The following is a 22,369-nucleotide window of genomic DNA, read 5'->3' on the forward strand; positions in this document are numbered from 1 at the left end:
TTTTTTATTTTTATGGCATGGCGCAGCAAACATTTTTAGATAAACTAAGTGCACAACTGGTAAGTGAGTACGGCAGTTCCCTTTCAGGGCTTGTAATTATACTACCTAATAAAAGGGCAAGGATATTCCTTATAGAAGCACTTAAAAAGCAATTGAATAGTGTAATTTTTGCCCCAGAAATAATAAGTATTGAGGATTTTATACAGGACGTTGCCGATGTACGTGCTGTGGATAGCATTGAGCTATTATTTGAATTTTATAATGTTTACCTGGGGCTTACACCAAAAGAGGCGCAGCAGCCTTTTGAAACCTTTGCCAACTGGGCAAAAACCTTATTGCAGGATTTTAATGAGATTGACCGCTATCTGCTTAACCCTGCGCATGTGCTGTCTTACCTTAAGGATATTGAGGATATAAAACATTGGTCGGTTGATGTGGACAAGCATACCGACATGATAAAGAATTACCTTGAATTCTGGAAACAGCTTCCCCTATATTACAGTAGCCTTTACAATCACCTGCTGGATAATAAAATAGGTTATCAGGGACTGATTTACAGGGAGGCAGTAGAAAATATAGGGCATTTTTCAAATAATTTTGCAAAGCAGCAATTGATATTTGCAGGCTTTAATGCCCTTAACGCTGCCGAGGAAAAAATAATACAGCATTTGCTGTCCTGCGGACAGGCAAAAATTTACTGGGATATTGATGAGGTTTTCTTAAACGACCCTTATCATGATGCCGGTTTGTTTATAAGGCGTATAAAAAAGGAATGGCGTCAGTTTGCCCAACAGCCTTTTGAATGGATAACCGATGAATTCAGCCATCCGAAAAATATAAAAATAATTGGTACGCCTAAAACTGTAGGCCAGGCTAAAATAGCCGGGCAAATTGTTGAACAGTTACAGGAGGAGCGATACAGCCTTGATAAAACCGCTTTGGTTTTAGGAGAGGAAAACCTTTTGGTGCCCCTGCTTTACAGCCTTCCTTCAGGAGTGGGCAGCCTCAATATAACAATGGGGTACAGCAGCAAGAATAATCCTGCGCAGATTTTAATCAACAAGCTGTTTAAACTGCATACCAATGCTTTGAGCCGTAGCGAAAAAAGCTACACATTATACTACAGGGAAGTGCTGGATATATTGACGCATCCCCTGGTAGAGCCTTATGCCGAAGCGCAGGAACTGGTAAATAGTATCAACAGGAATAACATAACTTTTTTTTCGCATAGCAAGCTTTTTGAAATTCATGGAAACAGTTCCGCATTTTTCAGTTTGCTTTTTGAACGCTGGGATGATAATGTTGGCAAGGTATTACAAAAACTTTCGGCTATCATACTGGCTATAAAAGAGTTTTTGGGAACAGATGATGAAGAGGATAAAATAACAAAAGCATTTCTTTATTCTATTTTTAAAGTAATTAATAAGCTTATTAATTACCATGAAACGCACCCGCAGATGGATAGCCTGGCAGTACTTTATGCTGTTTACAAGCAGGTAGCTGAACTGGCTGAGGTGTCATTTGAGGGAGAACCCCTTACCGGATTGCAGATTATGGGAGTACTTGAAAGCCGTGTGCTCGATTTTGAAAATGTTATAGTAACTTCCATGAACGAGGGGAAATTCCCTTCAGGGAAAACCCAAAATTCATTTATTCCCTATGATGTTAAGCGGGAACTGGGCTTGCCAACATATAAAGAAAAGGATGCCATATACAGCTACCACTTTTACCATTTGCTGTTAAGGGCTAAAAATATTTACCTGCTTTATAATACCGAAAGCGAGGGGCTTGATGCCGGTGAAAGAAGCCGTTTTTTAACCCAGCTTGAAATTGAGAAAAGGCCAAAGCATAACCTAATAAGCACTATATATAATGCCCATTTGCCGGACAAGGCTTATGAGCCTATGGTAGTGCCTAAATCGGCATCGGTTATGGAAAGGCTTAAGGAAATTGCTACAGGTAAAGGATTTTCGCCATCTGCCCTAACAAGTTATATAAGAAACCCGATATTGTTTTATTACCAAAGGATATTGCGTATTAATGAAGCTGATGAAGTAGAGGAAAGCATTGCGCTGAATACTTTGGGTACTATTATACACGGGGTGCTGGAAGAATTGTATAAGCCTTATATCAATACATTCCTTACGGTACAGCATATAGAGGCTATGGCAGCCCTTGCAGATGACGAAGTAATGCGCCAGTTTGTGAAGGTGTACAAGGAAGGGGAAATAAAAAAAGGGCGCAACCTGCTTGCCTTTGAGGTTGCCAAAAGGAATGTGCATAATTTACTTAAGCAGGAAAAACAGCAATTAACAGCAGGTGATAGTGTAAAAGTACTTGCACTTGAGCAAAACTATGAACGCTGGCTGGAAGATGATACATTACCTTATCCCGTAAAGATTTCAGGTAATATTGACCGTATTGAGCAACGCAATGGTAAAATCAGGATTATTGATTATAAAACAGGTAAGGTTGAAAAGAACAATCTTGTACTGAAGGAATGGGAGGGGCTTACAGCCGATATTAAAAATGAAAAGGCAATACAATTACTAACTTATGCTTTTATGTATGAACCGCTGGCTAATGGCCTGGAAATGGAAGCAGGAATCATATCTTTTAAGAACATGAAAAGCGGCTTTATGGGCTTTAGCTTTAAAGATGCTTTTGACAAGGCAGCCCCAATTGTTGATATTGTAGATTCAGCATTGCTTTCCGAATACAGGCAGCAATTGGTTTTGCTTATTACTGAGATACTGAACCCTGAAATAGCTTTTGAAGAAACAACTTAATTAATGATATTTCTTTTTTTCCTGCTGTCAAAATGCAGGAGGATGGCTAAAACTAAAAGGCATATACTCATAAAAACAGGCAGGAAATACATTTTTTCCGGTTCAAGGTTTAAGCCAAGTATTAATGCGCCGAATGAAATGATTCCTGCAAAAATGGCAAACCACTGCGTTTTATAAAACCATGCATAAGGAAAAAAGTGTGCTCCTGTAATAATAACATATACCATTACAAAATTATCGGGCATTTTTAAAAGCGCAAATATTAAAAAAGGGAAATAAAACAGTTGGGCAAAATTAAGCCAAAGGCCTAAAGGCTGTAAGGGGTTGCTTTTATCTGTCCATTTTGTTTTAAGCAATTTGGATGCTGCAAATGCAAGCGGCAGCATTAAGCTTCCTGCTATAAATGTAAGTATTGATTTGTCAAAAGAGGAAAAGTCAAGCGTCCATATACAGCTTATTATAAGCCATATAAAAAATGCGGATAATATAAAATCCAGCCCGTTTTTAGATTTCACTGATAATTGCACCCTCAAATTTTCTAATTCCTTTTCTGTAATCATTTATTTACTTTTTGCTATTGTGGTAAATATAACCAAACAGGCTATAAATAGCAAAAGCGCTTTATTAAAGCGCTTTTGTATAATGATAATGTAATTACAATTACTGCATTTTCATGAGCCATTTCCTTACTGAAACCTCTTCATTAATAATATTGCGAAGCTCTGTAATTTTTACCCTGTCCTGCTTCATGGTATCACGGTGGCGTATAGTTACGGTTTCGTCTTCCAGCGTTTGGTGGTCAACCGTAATACAGAAAGGCGTGCCAAGCGCATCCTGCCTCCTGTAACGGCGCCCTACAGCATCTTTCTCGTCATAAGCCACATTGAAATCCCATTTCAGGTCATCAATAATTTTTCTTGCTACATCAGGCAGCCCGTCTTTTTTAACCAATGGCAATATAGCGGCTTTGGTTGGCGCCAGTACCGCAGGAAGGCTTAATACAGTGCGTACAGAGCCATCTTCCAGTGTTTCTTCTTTAAGTGATGATGAGAATACAGCAAGGAACATCCTGTCCAGCCCTACAGAGGTTTCCACTACATAAGGCACATAATTTTCATTCAGTTCAGCATCAAAGTACTGTAATTTCCTGCCGGAATACTGCTCATGAGCCTTAAGGTCAAAATCAGTCCTGGAGTGTATACCCTCAAGCTCTTTAAAGCCGAAGGGAAAGTTAAATTCAATATCCGCAGCCGCATTGGCATAATGCGCCAGCTTTTCATGGTCATGAAAGCGGTAATTTTCTTTGCCCAACCCAAGCGATTGGTGCCATTTAAGCCTGGTTTCCTTCCAGTATTCATACCATTTTATTTCTTCACCGGGGCGTACAAAAAACTGCATTTCCATCTGTTCAAATTCACGCATACGGAAAATAAACTGCCTAGCCACAATTTCGTTACGGAAAGCCTTTCCTGTTTGTGCAATACCAAAAGGGACTTTCATCCTGCCTGTTTTTTGTACATTAAGGAAGTTTACAAATATACCCTGTGCAGTTTCCGGGCGCAGGTATAAATCCATTGCGTTTGCTGCTTCGGCACCCAGTTTTGTGCCAAACATAAGGTTAAACTGCCTTACTTCTGTCCAGTTTTTAGAGCCTGTTTCAGGGTCGGCAATTTCAAGTTCTTCAATAAGAGCTTTTACATCGGCAAGGTTTTCGGTTTCAAGGCTGCGTGCCATGCGCTGCAAAATCTGGTCTTTTCTTTCCAGGTATTCTTTGGTACGCGCATTGGTTGCCTTAAATTCCTCTTCATTAAACGCTTCTCCATATCGGGCACGCGCTTTTTCTATTTCTTTCTGTGCCTTTTGGTTCAGCTTTTCGGCATAGTCTTCAATCAGCACATCTGCCCTGTATCTTTTTTTGGAATCCTTATTGTCAATCAACGGGTCGTTAAAGGCATCTACGTGCCCCGAAGCTTTCCATGTGGTAGGGTGCATAAAAATTGCGGCATCTATACCTACAATATTTTCATGCATCTGTACCATTGATTTCCACCAGTATTCCCTGATGTTCTTCTTTAATTCTGCCCCATTTTGCCCGTAATCATATACTGCGCTAAGGCCGTCATATATTTCACTTGATGGGAATATAAAGCCATATTCCTTTGCGTGCGAAATTACATTCTTAAAAATATCGTCTTGTTTTGCCATGTTGCAAAAATATAAAAATCAAATAGTTTACATATATACCATTTGTTATCTTTAACCGGAAATTAAAAAATATTTTCCTGTTAAAAAATAATGCTTAAAAGCCTCTTTAACCTTTTCTTTCCTAAAAACTGTCCGGGCTGCAGTGGTTTGTTGCTGGAAAGTGAGCTGGTAATATGTACAGCGTGCAGGCACGACCTGCCTTTTACCCAGCACTGGCAGATGCAGGAAAATGAAATTTTCCGGCGTTTTTATGGCAGGTTGCCACTGGAACATGCCTCCGCTATGTTGTATTTCCATAAACAGGGTATAGTCCAGCAGCTTATCCATAATTTAAAATACAATGGCAGGGAAGATGTTGGCAGCCTAATGGGGCAGTGGTATGCCACGGATTTAAAGAATGTGGAAGAACTGCAATCTGTAACCGATATTATACCCGTGCCCTTGCATCCCAAAAAACTTCGTGAGCGGGGCTATAATCAGGTTGAGGAATTTGGCAGGGCGATTGCCCATATGCTTAGCGTACCCTATAATGATAAGCTGCTTTTAAGGACAGCTTATACCAAAACACAGACTAAGAAAAACCTTGAAGACAGGGCGGCTATTATTGGTTCTGCATTTAACGTTGACTATACGGAGGAAGATAACGGTAAACACTTTTTGTTAGTTGATGATGTAATGACTACAGGCGCAACGTTAGAGTCGTGCGGGAGGGCACTGCTTAGTATACCCGGCAGTAAATTGAGCATTGTTACTATTGCCTATGCACATTCCTGATGCAAAACATTGAAAAACTTTTTATTTACACTGAATATAATTGTTATTTTGTGCTGTAAAACAGCATTGCCATGTTAAAGAAAATAGTTGCATTTATTTTTATAGTTGTTATGGCTGTAACTTCCATCACAGGATGTGCCAGGAGGGGTAGTATATCGGGTGGATTAAAAGATACTATACCACCTGTTATGGTGGGCAGTTCGCCTAAAAATATGACTACTGATTTTAAAGGCAAACAAATCCGTATTGATTTTAATGAATATATAAAGGTAAAAGATATTAATAAGCAGCTTATTATATCGCCGCCTATGGATTATGCGCCCGACATTTACCCTATGGGCAGTGCCAGCCGTTATATTGATATTAAAATAAAAGACACATTAAAGCCCAATACTACCTATAGCTTTAATTTTGGCCAGAGTATAACAGATAATAATGAAGGGAACCCATATTCCCAGTTTAAGTTTATTTTTTCTACAGGAAGCTACATAGATTCCCTTGCGGTAGGAGGGATGATAAAAGATGCTTACAGCCGAAAGGCAGATAATTTTGTTACCGTGATGCTGTATGAGGCCAATGAAACTTATACGGATTCCACGATTTATAAAGAAAAGCCCCGATATGTAACCAATACACTTGACAGCCTTACCAATTTTACGCTGGAAAACCTTAAAGAGGGAAAATATTACATTTTTGCCTTAAAGGATAAGGGTAATAATTATGTTTATAATCCTAAGTCAGATAAAATTGCATTTTTAAAGGAACCTATAAACGTGCCTAATGACTCACTTATACTTTATCAGCTAAGCCTTTTTAAAGAACAGCTACCATTAAAGCCATTAAAGCCAAGTCAGATATCTTCTAACAGGCTGGTAATGGGCTATGAAGGCGACCCGCGAACGTTAAAGGCTAAGGTAAAGAATGGTACTGGCACACAGGATATACCTTCGGTGCTTACCAACCTTTCCGGTAAAGATTCTGTACAGGTGTGGCTGCCCCGTAATATTGAGCAGGATTCAGTACAGGTGTCTGTAAATTACAGGGATACCATTAAAGATTTTGTAGTGAAGATAAAGGAAATGAAAGCTGCCGATTCGCTTAGCATTACTGCTGTCCAAAAAGGAGGCCTGCATTTCCGCCAGCGTTTTACGCTAAATACATCAACACCAATAGTGACTATTGATACAACTAAAATCAGCCTTATCAATAAGGATTTGGTTGCAGTAAAAATAAATTCTGTTATATACAATACGTTTGAGCAGAAGCTGGAGATTGATTTCCCCAAAGAGGAAAGCCAAAAGTATAACTTTACATTTTTGCCGGGCGCATTAACGGATTTCTATGAAAAATCAAACGACACACTTACATTTAACCTTTCCACACGCACGTATTCCGATTATGGCAACCTGAGGGTAACACTGCAAAATGCCAAACGGTTCCCATTAATACTTGAAGTACTTAATGCATCGGAAGAAGTAAAGGCATCATACTACAGCAAGGGTGAAACCAATATTGTTTTTGACGCTGTTTTACCTGACCAGTATGTTTTAAGGGTTATTTATGACGATAATGGAAACGGCGAATGGGATAGTGGCAACTTTCTTGAAAAGCGGCAGCCGGAAGAGGTTATATATTTTCCAAATGAAGTGCAGGTACGAGCCAACTGGGATGTTGACCAGCCTTTTAACCTGGGAGGAGGGTAAAATTGTCCCTGTCTTTTAAAAACCCGAATTTATCCCGTGCTTCCAGTAACTCCTCTTTACTGATTTCTATAGTATATACGCCTTCTTTTATTGCGGGCTCTAACAGATATTCACCCAAGGGGCCTATTAACTGTGTATGCCCGGAATATTCATGCCCGCTATTATCTGTGCCAATCCTGTTTACGCCTATAGTATAGCACATATTTTCTATAGCCCGTGCCCTTAATAAGCTATCCCACGCTGTGGTGCGCTGTTTTGGCCAGTTGGCAGGAAATAACAAAAGGTCATAATCTTCCGTATTGCGGGCAAAAACAGGAAAACGCAGGTCATAACACACCTGTAGGCAAATTTTCCAGCCCTTGTAGTCAACAATAAGCTTTTCCTTTCCGGCGGTATAATGTTTATCCTCACCCGCTAATGTAAACAGATGCCGTTTGTTATAGGTTTTATAGCTCCCGTCAGGATATACAAATAACAGGCGGTTATAATAATTGCCATTTTCTTTTATTACAAGGCTTCCTGTAAGGGCACACCCTGTTCTCATGGCTGTTTCCTTCATCCACGAAACCGATTCGCCTTCCATTGTTTCATACACCGTTTCAGGGTTCATGGTAAACCCGGTGGTAAACATTTCTGGGAGTACTATAAGGTCAGTTTGCTGATTTACGCTTTCTATAAGTCTTGTAAAATTGTTTCGGTTGGCTTTTGCATCTTCCCAGATTAAATGCGTTTGTATAAGGGTGATTTTCATTTCAGGTTTTTCCTTAAATTTAAGCAAACCATAGCAAATAAAAAAGCACCTTATAAAGGTGCTTTTTATATAATTGGTATAGTATATTATTTCATACTTGCAAACAGGTATTCCCTGTTCATGCGGGCAATGTTTTCAAGTGATATCCCTTTAGGACATTCTACTTCGCAGGCACCGGTATTAGTACATGCGCCAAAGCCTTCCTCATCCATTCTTTTAACCATGTTAAGTACACGCTCTGTAGCCTCAACCCTTCCCTGAGGCAGCAATGCAAACTGCGATACCTTGGCAGATACAAACAGCATGGCAGAAGCATTTTTACAGCTTGCCACACAGGCACCACACCCAATACATGTTGCAGCATCAAAAGAGCGGTCAGCATCATGCTTTTTAATCGGAATAGCATTGGCATCCTGAGTATTACCGGACGTATTTACCGAGATAAAACCACCGGCCTGCTGTATCCTGTCAAAAGAGGTACGGTCAACAACAAGGTCTTTAATTACAGGGAAAGCTTTTGCACGGAAAGGCTCTATATAAATAGTATCGCCATCTTTAAATTTCCTCATGTGCAGCTGGCAGGTAGTAACACCCCTGTCAGGGCCGTGTGCCTCACCGTTAATAAACAGCGAACACATACCACAGATACCTTCACGGCAGTCATGGTCAAAAGCAACAGGGTCTTCTCCTTTATTATTTAGCTGCTCGTTCAAAACGTCAAGCATTTCAAGGAAAGACATATCAGGGGAAACATCGCTGATGTTATAATCAATCATCCTTCCTTTATCTTTGGCGTCTTTCTGGCGCCATATTTTTAATTTTAAGTTCATTTTAATAAAGTTTATTAGCCAAAAGCCATTAGCAATAAGTTATTTGTCTATTGACCTGATGAAGGCGTTTAACATTTTACTTTCTTCAGTTATTAAACCTGATATTTCATTAAATTTTACTTCACTCAAAAAATTCAGTTCCCGGGCAATTATTAGTTGAGTTTCAAGTTCAAATAATGATCCTCTTGCAATCCTTAAAAACTGAATATAATTCTTAGTTGAGTTTCTTCCCCACCCTTCCGCTATATTGGAAGGCACGGAGATAACAGCTCTTTTCATCTGGCTTTGCAAACCGAAAATTTCATCTTTAGGGAAACTTTCAAAACATTTATATATTGCCTTAACCAGTTCTATTCCTTTTTGCCATATTAATAAGTCTTTATAACCTTTAATTTCATTCATTTTTGGCTATTGGCTTATTCCTACGGACTAGATTACTTATAACTACGTTGTACCAGTTTCACATTTTCAAACACTAGTTCTTCTTTATGAAGTACTGCTTCGCTTGGCTTGCCTTTATATTCCCAGGCAGCTACATAAGCAAAGTTTTCATCATCACGCTGTGCTTCACCATCTTCTGTCTGGTATTCTTCCCTAAAATGGCCGCCGCATGATTCATTACGATGCAATGCATCCTTGGCAAACAATTCTCCAAGTTCAAGGAAATCTGCAACACGCATTGCTTTTTCCAGCTCCTGGTTAAAGCTGTACATATCGCCCGGAACTTTTACATCACGGTAAAATTCTTCCCTTAATTCGGCAATTTCATGTATGGCTTCAGTAAGGCCCTGTGCATTACGAGCCATACCTACTTTATCCCACATTATTTTACCAAGTTTTTTATGGAAATGGTCAACAGTATATTTACCATTATTATTTATAAACCTTTCAAGCTGAGTCCTTACATTATTTTCAGCCTCTTCAAACTCAGGCAAGTCGGTTGATATTTTTCCTGTACGGATATCTTTTGCAAGATAATCACCAATGGTGTAAGGCAGTACGAAATATCCATCGGCAAGCCCCTGCATCAGTGCTGAAGCTCCAAGCCTGTTGGCCCCGTGGTCAGAGAAGTTTGCTTCTCCAATAGCGTAGCATCCTTCAATAGTAGTCATAAGGTTATAATCAACCCATATCCCACCCATTGTATAGTGTACCGCCGGGTATATCATCATAGGGGTTTCATACGGGTTCTCGTCAACAATCTTTTCATACATCTGGAAAAGGTTGCCATATTTATTTTCAATAACTTCCTTACCCAGTTTTTTTACAAGGTCCATATCCTCAGCATTAAGGTCCTTTATCCTTGCCTGTTCTTTACCATAACGTATAATGGCAGAAGCAAAGTCAAGATAAACGGCCTCGCCTGTTTTATTCACGCCAAAACCGGCATCACACCTTTCTTTTGCGGCACGCGATGCAACGTCGCGCGGTACAAGGTTACCAAAAGAAGGATACCTTCTTTCAAGGTAATAATCCCTGTCTTCTTCGGCTAATTGTGTCGGCTTAAGCTTTCCTTCACGAATAGCCTGCGCATCTTCTAATTTTTTAGGTACCCATATACGCCCGTCATTCCTTAACGATTCAGACATAAGTGTTAACTTACTTTGATGGTCGCCGGAAACGGGGATACATGTTGGGTGTATCTGTGTATAGCAGGGGTTAGCGAAATAAGCCCCTTTTTTGTGTATTTTCCATGCTGCGGTAGCGTTGCTGCCCATAGCGTTTGTAGAAAGGAAAAACACATTACCATAACCGCCGGAAGCAATTACAACAGCGTGAGCAGAATGCCTTTCCAATTCACCTGTTATTAGGTTTCGTGCTATAATTCCGCGAGCTTTGCCGTTTACTACAACTAAATCCAGCATCTCGTGGCGGTTATACATTTGTATTTTACCACGTCCTATCTGGCGGTTCATTGCTGAATAGGCGCCCAGTAGTAACTGCTGGCCTGTTTGCCCTTTTGCATAAAAAGTACGCGATACCAGCGTTCCACCAAATGAGCGGTTGTCAAGCAAGCCGCCATATTCCCTTGCTAATGGCACGCCCTGTGCCACACATTGGTCAATAATATTAGCAGAAACTTCGGCAAGGCGGTGAACGTTAGCCTCACGTGCACGGTAGTCGCCACCTTTTACAGTATCATAAAATAGCCTAAAGGTAGAGTCCCCGTCTCCCTGGTAGTTTTTTGCAGCATTAATACCACCCTGTGCCGCAATAGAGTGGGCGCGGCGGGGGGAATCCTGAAAGCAGAATGCCTTTACATTATAGCCCAGTTCGGCAAGTGTTGCCGCAGCAGAGCCACCTGCAAGCCCGGTGCCTACTATAATAACATCTATATTACGTTTATTGGCAGGGTTTACAAGGTTGATGTGGTCTTTATAATCAGTCCATTTAGATGAAATGGGGCCGTTTGGTATTTTAGAATCTAATGCCATGATATTAAGCTTTTAGAAAGAAGTAAATGTAAACCGGAATAACGGCAAATAGCAATGGTACAATAATAGCAAATGCCTTTCCGAAGTTTTTAATGAACATGTTATATTTAGGGTTGTTTATACCCATAGACTGGAATGCGCTGCCAAAACCATGGTAAAGGTGAAAGGCAAGGACTATCATAGATATAACATATAATATTGTGTATAGCAGCCCGTATTTTGGCTGTTTAAAAAAGTCTACTGTAATTTTGTAAAGGTCAAGGTAACCTTCTTTTACTTTTACATCGGCAGCGGCATCATAAAAATACTTCCTGTCTTTTATAATAAAACCACCCTGCTCAACCTGTGCCTTAGGTATATAGCCTCCGTCTGTAGTAAGGTAAAACTCCTGTGGCATGCCGCCCACATTTATTGTCTTGGTTTGTAAATCCATACCTTCGTCAAAGTGCATCTTTGCCCAAAAGTTTGCCATGTGGCTAACAATGAATATTAAAATAAGCGTACCCAGCACAGCCATATTCCTTGAAGCCCAGATGGTGTTTTTTTCCGGCTTGTTGTTGGCATACTTTACCGGCCTTGCCTTTTGGTTTTGTACTGCCAGTATTATACCGTCAACCGCGTGGAAAAGAATAGAAAAATAGGTTAGGTAAGAAAGTATTTTAACAGCCGGGTTGGTAGTCATAAAAAGTGCGTATTTATTAAAACGCAATGCTGCCTCACCATCGGCGGCAAGTAACTGTAAGTTACCGATTAAGTGCCCCACTAAAAAAAGGCACAAAAATAAACCTGTTAAAGCCATCCAGTATTTTTTTCCTAAAGAAGACTTTAATAATGCAGATTTTGCCATAGTATTGGATTATAATAATAAGTTTTTTTAAAAATCAAACAAAAATAAAGCTAAAACATAATAACTACAACCTTTTCGGCGTAATTTATAATCAGTATAAAGTGCAGGATTTTTAAAAGATATTGCCAAAAAAATTACATATAGTATTTTTTTAACCTAAAAAATTTTTAAAAAGAATAATTAAATAAAAAAAGCCGCTAAAGGCGGCTTTGCTGTTTAGTATGTTTTAGTCATGTCCTCATCTACCACCAATATAAAGTCAGCTTTTTGCAAATGCTCCTTTTCCAGTTTTGAAACATCCTTTTGAGAAACTGCAGCTATGGTTATTACCTTTACTCCCGGGCGGTATTTGTTTAAATACCAGTTAATACCCTCAAAATTATCGCTGTGGTAAGTGCCGTTGTAATGTATAAAAACTGCATCTGCCTGCATGTTGCGGCTTATAAAATAGGCCATGGTTGCATCTTTTACCGCCTGCGCTTTGGGCAGGTTGTCTCCGCCATGCCCGCCTGCCATTTCCAGCATGGCAACATAGCCGGGCAATGAAGCATCATAAGGTATTGGTAATGGAGCTATCCACTCTTTCTCTTCCGCAGTGAGTTTTTCCAGGGCTTCTAACCCCTGTTTGTAAACCATACTTGCATACCTGCGGGGTATATTGGTTGCTATAAAAGGAAGTTTGTTTTCCTTTGCAAAATCAACAAGGGGTTTGTAATCGGTTTTATGGTTATTCCAAAGGCGTGCAAGCGTATCAAAAGCTTTTTGGTTTATTTCCCCTTTTAGATACTTGTTAAGCTGAGGCTGGTTGTCACGTTCAATCATTTCCGCACCCAGTATAAGTGGCTTTTTTTCGGCAAGGTCTTTTGTCAGTTCAAGCTGTAGCCAGTGTATAAACGAATTGTCATGGTGCTCGCCAAAAAGCACTACTTCTGCACCGGCTGACGCCTTCAGCAGGTTTTTATAAGAGGTTTTTTTCCCGTTTTTATTAAATAACTGATACGGTTGTTTGTCCTGTGCGGCAGCCATGGTAAAAAAAAGCAATGCCGCTATAAAGGAGTAAATTTTCATTATGGTATAAAGTAAAATTAACCGCTAAGGTAACTATTACACGGCATACCATTATTGCATATTTGCAAAAATTGAAGCTTAATTTTTTACAGATTGGCAAAAATGCATCCGCTTTGCATTTTATGCGCCTAACTGCACCAACTGCATATTATTTTTACGCTAAAATTTTTAAAATGAATACAGGAATAGACGCTATAGCTTTTGATGTTGCTAAATTACACCTGCCAATTAAAACTCTTGCGAAAGCCCGTAATATAGATACTGAAAAGCTGGAGAAAGGCTTAGGGCTTTTGAACATTACCGTACCTGATGTTAACCAGGATGCAGTGGTTTTTGCAGCAAATGCGTTGACAAAACTTATAAATGGTAATATAAAACCAGCCGATATTTCACGCATTTATGTGGGTACCGAAAGCGGTGTGGATAATGCAAAACCCATAGGTTCTTACCTTGTTGGTTTAATGGAACAGTTATATGGGGAGGGTTCCTTTAGCCATTGCGATGCAGTTGATTTTACATTTGCCTGCATAGGTGCTGTAGATGCGCTGCAAAACTGCCTGGATTATATAAGGCTTAACCCGGATAAAAAAGCTATTGTAATCAGTACAGATATAGCCAGATATGATTTGGGCTCTACAGGAGAATATACACAGGGGGCGGGTGCTTTGGCAATGCTGGTTTCTGCCAATCCTAAAATTATAGCGTTGGATACCAACTGGGCAGTGAGTACAAAAGGTGTTTTCGATTTTTTTAAACCGTACCGCACTATAAGCAAACGGCAAATTACCGGCAATGAAAACAACGAACCCTGGTTGGGGCAGTTGGAAAGTGAAATAGAACTGCATAAAGACCAGCCTGTTTTTGACGGGCAATACAGCAACCAGTGTTATATGGAGCGCACTAAACAGGCTTATTTCAGGTTTAAGGAAATGGTAAGGGAGCAAGGCTCATTATATAACAGATGGGAGGCGTTGGTTATGCACCTGCCTTACGCCTATCAGGGGCGGAGAATGTTTTCCGAAATATTTGCTCTTGACGCCAATCCGCCATTGTTAAATGAAAATGAACCGGCAGAAGACTATCAGTTAAAGGTTAAGGAAGTAAGTAAAAGTGAGGCATATAAAGATTTTGTAAAAGCAAAGTTGGAGTCTGCAGAGAGGGCTTCGTCATTAGTGGGAAATGTTTATACAGGTTCTGTTTTTATGGGATTGCTTTGTACATTGGTGCAGCTTGCTGGAAACAGAAAAACGCTTACAGGTAAAAAAATAGGATTTCTTGCCTATGGCAGCGGCTCTAAAAGTAAAGTGTTTGAAGGCACATTACAGCAGGGTTGGGCAGATGCCGTAAAAAGCGCACCGCTTTTTGAAACGTTGCAGCAAAGCCACGAAATAGATTTTGACACTTACCTTAAGCTCCATAAAAGAGAAAAACACTCACCTGTATTAAAGCCCAAAGAAGAATGGGTGCTGGAAAGGATAGAAAAAGAAAAACCTAATTTAACAGGGGCACGATATTATAAATGGGTGGAGTAATAATGGATTTATTAGGATATTCTCATTAAATTTGAAATCCTAAATAAATTTTTGTTATGAAATACCACCAGATAGACCGGAACCTTTTTATTAAGAACCGTAAAAAGTTTATGGCCGAAATGAAGCCAAAAAGCGTAGCGGTTTTTAACTCTAACGATATTTATCCGGTTAGTGCCGATAGTACGATGCCCTTTGCGCAGCACCGCGATATTTTTTACCTGAGCGGGGTTGACCAGGAGGAAAGCATAGTATTGCTTTGTCCTGATGCGCCTTATGAACACCAGCGTGAAATACTCTTTTTAAGGGAAACCAATGAGCATATAGCAGTATGGGAAGGCGAAAAACTTACCAAAGAGCGCGCTTATGAAGTTTCAGGGATAAAAACCGTACACTGGCTGCAGGATTTTGAAAAGGTGCTTTTTGAAATCATGACCTATTGCGATACAATGTATATAAATACCAACGAACATTACCGTTCGGCGGTGGTTACCGAAACGAGAGAAGACCGTTTTATAAAATGGTGGAAAGAGAAATATCCTGCACACCAGGTGGCTAAAAGCAACCCTATATTACAACGCCTGCGTTCGGTTAAGGAAAGCGAAGAAATCGACCTGATACAAAAAGCCTGTGATATTACCAAAAAAGGTTTCCGCAGGATATTACCGTTTGTTAAACCCGGCGTAATGGAGTATGAAATTGAGGCAGAGTTTATCCACGAATTTGTGCGTAACCGCAGTAAAGGATTTGCCTACACGCCAATTATAGCTTCGGGTAAAAATGCTAACGTACTGCATTATATAGAGAACAACCAGCAATGCCGCGAAGGCGAACTGATACTTTTTGATGTGGGTGCGGAATATGCTAACTACTCCAGCGATATGAGCCGTACCATTCCTGTTTCGGGGAAGTTTTCCCAAAGGCAGAAAGAGGTATATAATGCGGTGCTGAGGGTTAAAAATGAAGCTACAAAAATGCTTGTTCCCGGCACGCTTTGGAAGCAGTACCATGTTGAGGTAGGTAAAATAATGACATCAGAACTTTTAGGGCTTGGCCTGCTTGACAAAGCCGATGTGCAGAATGAAAACCCCGACTGGCCTGCCTACAAAAAATATTTCATGCACGGCACATCACACCACATGGGGCTGGACACGCACGATTACGGATTGCTTCATGAGCCGATGCAGCCTAATATGGTGTTTACTGTTGAGCCGGGCATTTACATTCCTGCCGAAGGTTTTGGCATAAGGCTGGAAGATGATGTGGTAATACAGCAAAGCGGCGAACCGTTTAACCTTATGCGTAATATACCCATTGAAGCTGACGAAATCGAGGCTTTAATGAATGAATAAGACTGAATTTTAGGTATAAATTATAAGCCCACTTTTAAGTGGGCTTTTTATTATTCTTAATTTTTTTACAAAAAGTTGTGCTTCATTTGTTGTCGTGATAACTTTATAAGTAAACTCTAAACTTAATTGTTATGAAAGCTTACCTAAAATTTTTCCTCATGATGGCAGTTTCATTTGTATTGATGTATGCCGTTATGTATCTCAACGTTTTTAAAAGTGAGCATATTTACCTTAGCACCACCCGCACCTATATGACCTTTTTAATGGTGTGCCCTATGGCAATAAGCATGATGCTGTTTATGTGGAAAATGTATCCTAATAAAAAACTCAATCTTGGTATAATGGGTACAATGGCAGGATTGTTCATCCTTTGCCTTATTGGTTTGCGCCAGCAGGTGCCTATTGAAGACGAACAATGGATGAAAGCCATGATACCGCACCATTCCTCGGCAGTGCTCACAAGTTCGCGTGCTAATATAAGCGACCCTGAGGCGCGCCGCCTTGCCGACCAGATTATTCAGTCGCAGATGGAAGAAATAGCGGAAATGGAAGCGATGCTGAAACGGATGGAGGATGAGAAATAAATCATGTTTATCTGTATTGCGGCTCTTGCAGATATGGCTTAATTTTGTGAAACACAATTATACTTTGAGGCTTGCAGGTAAATTATAAAAACATACAGATAAGTTATACAGATAAAGGCAAAGGCACTGCCATAGTGTTCCTGCATGGTTTTTTAGAAAACCAGGGTATGTGGCAAAACATAACTCCCGAATTCGAAAAAAAATACAGGATAGTTACTATCGACCTGCTGGGACATGGACAAACAGGCTGCCTGGGCTATGTGCATAGTATGGAAGACATGGCCGATGCCGTGCATGCGGTATTGCAGGAACTGCATATCCGAAAGGTTGTTTTAGTAGGGCACTCCATGGGCGGGTATGTTTCGCTGGCTTTTGCAGAGCTTTACCCTGATATGGTAAAAGGGCTCGTATTGCAAAACTCTACTTCAAGGCCAGATAGTGAGGAAAAGAAAACCAACCGCGACCGCGCCATTAAAGCCGTAAAGAACGACTATACGGGTTTTGTTCGCCTTTCCATAGCCAACCTTTTTAGTGAGGAAAACAGGGAAAAATTTAAGCAAGAGATTGAAAACCTGCGCTCCGAAGCATTAAAAACCCCGGTGCAGGGTATAATTGCTGCACTGGAGGGCATGAAAATACGCAAGGACAGGGAGGTTATACTGCATTTTGCGCCTTACCCTATACTGTTTGTACTGGGCGAAAAAGACCAAAGCCTTATTTATGAAGACCAGGCCGACCAGGCGGAAGGTACACAGGTAAAACTGGTAACGTATCCTGACGGGCACATGAGCCATATAGAAAATAAAGAAGCTCTTATACAAGAGCTTCGGGAGTTTTTTAAAAAATGTTAGTTTTTAGTCTTCGTTCAGGGCGTTCCAACCACGTGCTTTTAGCGGTATTTTGGTATTGGCACGGGTTATTAAATGGATGCCTTCGCTTTCCTGAACCATGTGGCCTATTATGGTAAAATTAGGATTGCCCTTAATTTTATCAAAGTCCTCCATTTTTACTGTGAAAAGCAGTTCATAATCTTCGCCCCCGTTTATAGCAACTGTGGTTATATCAATATCAAATTCTTCACAGGTACTCATAAGCTGCGGGTCAACCGGAATTTTGTCTTCATACAGGTTACAGCCCACATTGCTCTGTTTGCAGATATGTATTATTTCAGAAGATAGCCCATCTGAAATATCAATCATCGAGGTTGGCTTTACCTCCAGCGATGCAAGCATTTCCCTTACATCTTTGCGTGCTTCGGGTTTAAGCTGGCGTTCTATCAGGTAGGTGTAATTGTCAAGGTCGGGCTGGTTCTGCGGATTTACCTTAAATACTTCCTTTTCACGCTCCAATACCTGTAGCCCCATGTAGGCTGCACCTACATCGCCGGTAACCACCAAAAGGTCGGTAGTGCCTGCGCCGTTACGGTACACAATTTCATTTTCCTGTGCTTCGCCCAGCGCGGTAATGCTTAAAATCATTCCTTTTTGCGATGAGGTAGTATCACCGCCCACAATATCCACATCATATATTTTGGCAGCCGTGCGGATGCCCTCGTATAATTCCTCCAGTGCCTCCAGCGGAAAACGGTTTGAAACAGCAACCGATACTGTTATATGGGTAGGCTTGGCATTCATGGCGCAAATGTCGCTTATGTTTACCACCACAGCCTTATAGCCCAAATGTTTTAAAGGCATATAGGCAAGGTCGAAATGCACACCCTCCACCAGCATATCGGTAGAAACTACTGTTTTTTTATCCTTAAAGTCCAGTACGGCAGCATCGTCGCCTATGCCTTTTAGGGTTGAAGGCTGTTTTATTTCTATATTTCGGGTAAGGTGCTCTATTAGTTTGAATTCGCCTAAGTTGGAAAGGCTGGTGCGCTGCTGGTTTTTATCTTCTAACATAGTAGTGGAAAGTCGTAAAGTTTGTAAAGTCGTAAAGGTACAACTTAGTTAGAAAGCCGTAAAGTTGAAAGTCGGAAAGTTTATGATTTGAATTTACGGAAAGCCTGTATCATTTCATAGATACCAAAGGCAATGAATATTTTACCTAAGATGAAGATAAGCCAACTCAAAGGCTCTGTTAAAAATACCCTTTGTTTTATTAGAGGATTGTAAAAATCTGTAACTAATAAAAATCTAAAATAACCGGAGAAAAATTCGTTCCCTTTGTAAACCTGAAAAGAATTTAAATAGTCTTCAGAAATTAAGAATGAGCAATAAAACATTAAGGCAGACAATAAGGTAAAAGCCATTGCCCTTAGCCAACTATGGTCAAAGCCTGTTGAAAACCAAGCAGTAATTAAGATAAATTTGTCTTTGAAGTTATCTTTCCAATTTATTTCTTTATAGTATGCTTGTAGCTCATAACCTCTAAATCTATTGTAATCTATTCTATTTTCAGTTTTATATAATTCATGTTTTATTGTTCGTAAAGTGCGTCGGAGTTCTTTAGCTTCGGGTATGGATAAATTTTTAAAATAGTTTTTGTCTTCAAGATTACGGATTTTGATATCATCAAAAAAAGCCCCTTGTATAAAAGTGGCTTGATAAAGCTTTATGCTCTTTACTTCTAATTCGTCGAAAGAGGTTTTTCTATCGAAAGTACAATGTTCTATTTCTAAGTGATTAAAGTGACTCCTATTAAAGTGAGGAAAACTTGTGAAGAGGCAACTCTTAAAGGTTAGATTTGTATTCTCACAGTTTCTATTGTCTTCAAATCCAAAGTATGAATAAAATTTACAGTCGTGAAATATACAATTCTTTCCAAGATTAACAATCTCATGAAAAAAAGCTTTTTTAAACTTACAATCAGTGATTCTTAATTCATTTTCAATTTCTAATTTTTTAAAACTAGTTTCAGCCCCATAAAACCCACTGGATAATTCCAAGTTTTTAAAAGTAGAATTTTTAAAAGTAGATTTAAGATTTTGATGTTCAATATTTGAATGTTCATTTTTAAGTGATAAAGAAAAGCTAAACTCATCATCACTATGATTTAAATTATCAAGCTTTAGATTCTCAAAAACAATATTATTAGTTATATCTACATTTCCCCTAATAGGTGTTTTATCATTATTTCTAAAATACAAATTGTCTAACGTACATGAACAAATAGTGACTGTTGTTATAGATTTTGTGTCAATAAAACCTAAAGTTTCAAAATGACATGTTTTAATTGCAATTTCTGACTTAAATGTACATTCTATAAATTTAAAGTTTAAATCTTCTCGTTTAATATCTTCAAACTCTAAATAGCCTTCAAAAGTACAATTTTGAAAGAGTAAAATTTTGCCAATATTCCTTAAATCGTTTTCAGAAAACAAATCAAAAAGGCTCGATTTTATAGTTTCATTTATAAATTTATATTCTCCGTTGGATATTCGAGTTTTTAAACCATCATCCATTGTTTAGTAATTTATTTGTATAAATATAACAAAAAACCCGGCACATCTGCACCGGGTTCTATTATCTAAAATCTATTATCTTTTTTCTAATTCCCCCTTTGGGGGTTAGGGGGCTGGCTTAATCATTCAGCTTCAACACCGCCATAAATGCCTGCTGCGGTATTTCCACATTACCTACCTGGCGCATACGTTTTTTACCGGCTTTTTGTTTTTCCAATAGTTTACGCTTACGCGAAATATCACCACCGTAACACTTGGCGGTTACGTCTTTACGCAGTGCCTTAATGGTTTCGCGGGCAATAATTTTTGCGCCAATGGCTGCCTGTATCGGGATGTCAAACTGTTGGCGTGGTATAAGCTCTTTTAGCTTTTCGCACATTTTTTTACCTATGGTGTAGGCATTGTCCTCATGTATCAGTGCGCTAAGCGCATCTACATTCTGTGCATTAAGAAGTACATCCAGCCTTACCAGCTTACTGGTGCGCATGCCAATAGGGTGGTAGTCAAAAGAAGCATACCCTTTTGATACGGTTTTAAGCCTGTCATAAAAATCGAATACAATTTCGGCAAGAGGCATATCAAAGGTAAGCTCCACACGCTCCGGTGTTAAGTAGGTTTGGTTTGTTATCTGCCCGCGCTTGTCAATACACAGGCTCATTACCTGGCCCACAAAGTCGCTTTTGGTAATTATTGTTGCCTTAATATACGGCTCCTCTACACGGTCAAGCTTGCTTGGCTCGGGCAGGTCGCTCGGGTTGTTTACTATAAAAGCGTTTTCAGGATCTTTTTTGGTATAGGCAAAGTACGACACGTTGGGTACTGTGGTAATAACCGTCATGTTAAACTCGCGCTCCAGGCGCTCCTGTACAATTTCCATGTGCAGCATTCCCAAAAACCCGCATCGGAAACCAAAGCCCAGTGCTGCGGAGCTTTCAGCGGTAAACACAAGTGAGGCATCGTTTAATTGCAGTTTTTCCATACTGGCACGAAGCTCCTCATAATCTTCGGTATCCACAGGGTAAATACCTGCAAATACCATAGGTTTCACGTTCTCAAACCCCGAAATCATGTTTTGGGTTGGCGTTTTTGCATCGGTAATGGTGTCACCCACTTTTACCTCGCGGGCTTCCTTAATACCGCTTATCAGGTAGCCTACATCGCCGGTTTTAACTTCCTGCTTCGGCACCTGGTTTAGCTTTAGCGTACCAATTTCATCGGCAAAATATTCCTTGCCGGTAGCCATAAACTTAATCTTCTGGTTTTTGGTTATAGAGCCATTCATTACCCTGAAAATAACTTCTATACCACGAAACGGGTTATATACTGAATCAAATATTAAAGCCTGTAGTGGTTCATCAGGATTTCCTTTCGGCGCAGGGATGCGCTCTACAATAGCTTCCAGTATTTTATCTACGCCAATCCCTGTTTTACCGCTTGCCGGAATTATATCTTCCAGCTTGCAGCCCAATAGTTCCACTATATCATCGCTTACCTCCTCCGGGTTGGCACTTGGTAAATCTATTTTATTCAGGACAGGTATAATTTCCAAATCGTTTTCCAGCGCAAGGTACAGGTTGCTGATGGTTTGTGCCTGTATGCTCTGCGCGGCATCTACAATGAGCAGCGCGCCTTCGCACGCGGCAATAGAGCGGGAAACCTCATATGAAAAGTCCACGTGCCCCGGGGTATCTATAAGGTTTAGGATGTATTTTTCCCCATTATAATTATACTCCATTTGTATGGCGTGGCTTTTTATAGTGATGCCCCTTTCGCGCTCCAAATCCATATTGTCAAGCAACTGCGCCTGTTGTTCGCGGGCAGTTACAGTTTGTGTAGCGTCAAGAAGCCTGTCGGCCAGTGTGCTCTTGCCGTGGTCTATATGCGCAATTATGCAAAAATTCCTAATGTTCTTCATCTTCCGTACTTGTGTGTGGCTTACCTAATGCTATAACAGTAAAGGTATTAATTTAATCGGCAAATATAGTTAAAGTTAGCAAGTTACAAAGCGGCGGCTGCTATAATAATGATACACAATAAAAAAGCGCGGGCTGGGGGCTGCCTGCGCTTTTGAGTAGTAATTTTTTAGAGGTATTTTT

Annotated in this window: 18 protein-coding genes; 7 read left to right on the forward strand and 11 right to left on the reverse strand. The window is 39.9% G+C overall.

Translation table 11 applies throughout. From position 1 onward, the window contains the following. The first annotated feature begins 17 nt into the window (after positions 1-17). On the forward strand, positions 18-2,789 hold the full coding sequence (locus tag GSF09_RS02170) for a PD-(D/E)XK nuclease family protein (RefSeq protein WP_159799291.1): 2,772 nt from the start codon (positions 18-20) through the stop codon (positions 2,787-2,789). Here GSF09_RS02170 and GSF09_RS02175 read toward each other — a convergent pair. Next, positions 2,786-3,349, reverse strand: a complete 564-nt coding sequence (locus tag GSF09_RS02175; RefSeq protein ID WP_236564837.1) for a hypothetical protein — start codon at positions 3,347-3,349, stop codon at positions 2,786-2,788. The two genes, GSF09_RS02170 and GSF09_RS02175, sit on opposite strands and share 4 nt — an antisense overlap. A 100-nt stretch (positions 3,350-3,449) precedes the next feature. Further along, positions 3,450-4,994: a glycine--tRNA ligase gene (locus GSF09_RS02180; protein ID WP_159799292.1), complete on the reverse strand. Its 1,545-nt coding sequence runs from the start codon at positions 4,992-4,994 to the stop codon at positions 3,450-3,452. Between the two features lie 90 nt (positions 4,995-5,084). Here GSF09_RS02180 and GSF09_RS02185 point away from each other — a divergent pair, with 90 nt between their 5' ends. After that, the gene (locus tag GSF09_RS02185) at positions 5,085-5,768 is read left to right on the forward strand and encodes a ComF family protein (protein WP_159799293.1); all 684 of its coding nucleotides are present in this window, start codon (positions 5,085-5,087) and stop codon (positions 5,766-5,768) included. 71 nt (positions 5,769-5,839) lie between these two features. Then, entirely contained in the window at positions 5,840-7,471 is a 1,632-nt protein-coding gene (locus GSF09_RS02190) for an Ig-like domain-containing protein (protein WP_159799294.1), read from the forward strand. Here GSF09_RS02190 and GSF09_RS02195 read toward each other — a convergent pair. The 6 genes from GSF09_RS02195 to GSF09_RS02220 form a co-directional block, all read right to left on the reverse strand. Continuing rightward, positions 7,452-8,222, reverse strand: coding sequence for an amidohydrolase (locus GSF09_RS02195; RefSeq protein ID WP_159799295.1), 771 nt, complete (start codon positions 8,220-8,222; stop codon positions 7,452-7,454). The genes GSF09_RS02190 and GSF09_RS02195 overlap by 20 nt on opposite strands. An 86-nt stretch (positions 8,223-8,308) precedes the next feature. Continuing rightward, a complete protein-coding gene (locus GSF09_RS02200; protein ID WP_159799296.1) occupies positions 8,309-9,052 on the reverse strand; it encodes a succinate dehydrogenase/fumarate reductase iron-sulfur subunit in 744 nt (247 codons plus the stop codon). 39 nt (positions 9,053-9,091) lie between these two features. After that, positions 9,092-9,454 (reverse strand): four helix bundle protein, encoded by a 363-nt coding sequence (locus GSF09_RS02205; RefSeq protein ID WP_159799297.1) that lies wholly within the window; start codon positions 9,452-9,454, stop codon positions 9,092-9,094. A gap of 32 nt (positions 9,455-9,486) precedes the next feature. After that, complete coding sequence (locus GSF09_RS02210; protein WP_159799298.1) at positions 9,487-11,487, reverse strand: fumarate reductase/succinate dehydrogenase flavoprotein subunit; 2,001 nt, start codon at positions 11,485-11,487, stop codon at positions 9,487-9,489. Positions 11,488-11,491: 4 nt separating this feature from the next. Next, the gene (locus GSF09_RS02215; protein ID WP_159799299.1) at positions 11,492-12,334 is read right to left on the reverse strand and encodes a succinate dehydrogenase cytochrome b subunit; all 843 of its coding nucleotides are present in this window, start codon (positions 12,332-12,334) and stop codon (positions 11,492-11,494) included. A 216-nt stretch (positions 12,335-12,550) separates the two neighbouring features. Beyond that, a complete protein-coding gene (locus GSF09_RS02220; protein ID WP_159799300.1) occupies positions 12,551-13,402 on the reverse strand; it encodes a ChaN family lipoprotein in 852 nt (283 codons plus the stop codon). 173 nt (positions 13,403-13,575) lie between these two features. Here GSF09_RS02220 and GSF09_RS02225 point away from each other — a divergent pair, with 173 nt between their 5' ends. From GSF09_RS02225 to GSF09_RS02240, 4 genes are all read left to right on the forward strand, one after another. After that, positions 13,576-14,934 (forward strand): hydroxymethylglutaryl-CoA synthase family protein, encoded by a 1,359-nt coding sequence (locus tag GSF09_RS02225; RefSeq protein WP_159799301.1) that lies wholly within the window; start codon positions 13,576-13,578, stop codon positions 14,932-14,934. 56 nt (positions 14,935-14,990) lie between these two features. After that, a complete protein-coding gene (locus GSF09_RS02230; protein ID WP_159799302.1) occupies positions 14,991-16,283 on the forward strand; it encodes an aminopeptidase P family protein in 1,293 nt (430 codons plus the stop codon). 131 nt (positions 16,284-16,414) lie between these two features. Beyond that, positions 16,415-16,867, forward strand: a complete 453-nt coding sequence (locus GSF09_RS02235; protein ID WP_159799303.1) for a DUF305 domain-containing protein — start codon at positions 16,415-16,417, stop codon at positions 16,865-16,867. Positions 16,868-16,938: 71 nt separating this feature from the next. Continuing rightward, positions 16,939-17,718: an alpha/beta fold hydrolase gene (locus GSF09_RS02240; protein WP_159799304.1), complete on the forward strand. Its 780-nt coding sequence runs from the start codon at positions 16,939-16,941 to the stop codon at positions 17,716-17,718. Positions 17,719-17,721: 3 nt separating this feature from the next. Here the strand turns inward: GSF09_RS02240 and thiL are convergent, their stop codons facing one another. The 3 genes from thiL to lepA form a co-directional block, all read right to left on the reverse strand. Further along, positions 17,722-18,771: a thiamine-phosphate kinase gene (gene thiL / locus GSF09_RS02245; RefSeq protein ID WP_159799305.1), complete on the reverse strand. Its 1,050-nt coding sequence runs from the start codon at positions 18,769-18,771 to the stop codon at positions 17,722-17,724. A gap of 80 nt (positions 18,772-18,851) precedes the next feature. Next, on the reverse strand, positions 18,852-20,273 hold the full coding sequence (locus GSF09_RS02250; RefSeq protein WP_159799306.1) for a hypothetical protein: 1,422 nt from the start codon (positions 20,271-20,273) through the stop codon (positions 18,852-18,854). A 118-nt stretch (positions 20,274-20,391) separates the two neighbouring features. Then, the gene (gene lepA, locus GSF09_RS02255; protein WP_159799307.1) at positions 20,392-22,188 is read right to left on the reverse strand and encodes a translation elongation factor 4; all 1,797 of its coding nucleotides are present in this window, start codon (positions 22,186-22,188) and stop codon (positions 20,392-20,394) included. Positions 22,189-22,369: the final 181 nt, after the last annotated feature.

The sequence above is a fragment of the Flavobacterium sp. MK4S-17 genome, from assembly GCF_009848495.1.
In the GTDB taxonomy this organism is placed as follows: domain Bacteria; phylum Bacteroidota; class Bacteroidia; order Flavobacteriales; family Flavobacteriaceae; genus Flavobacterium.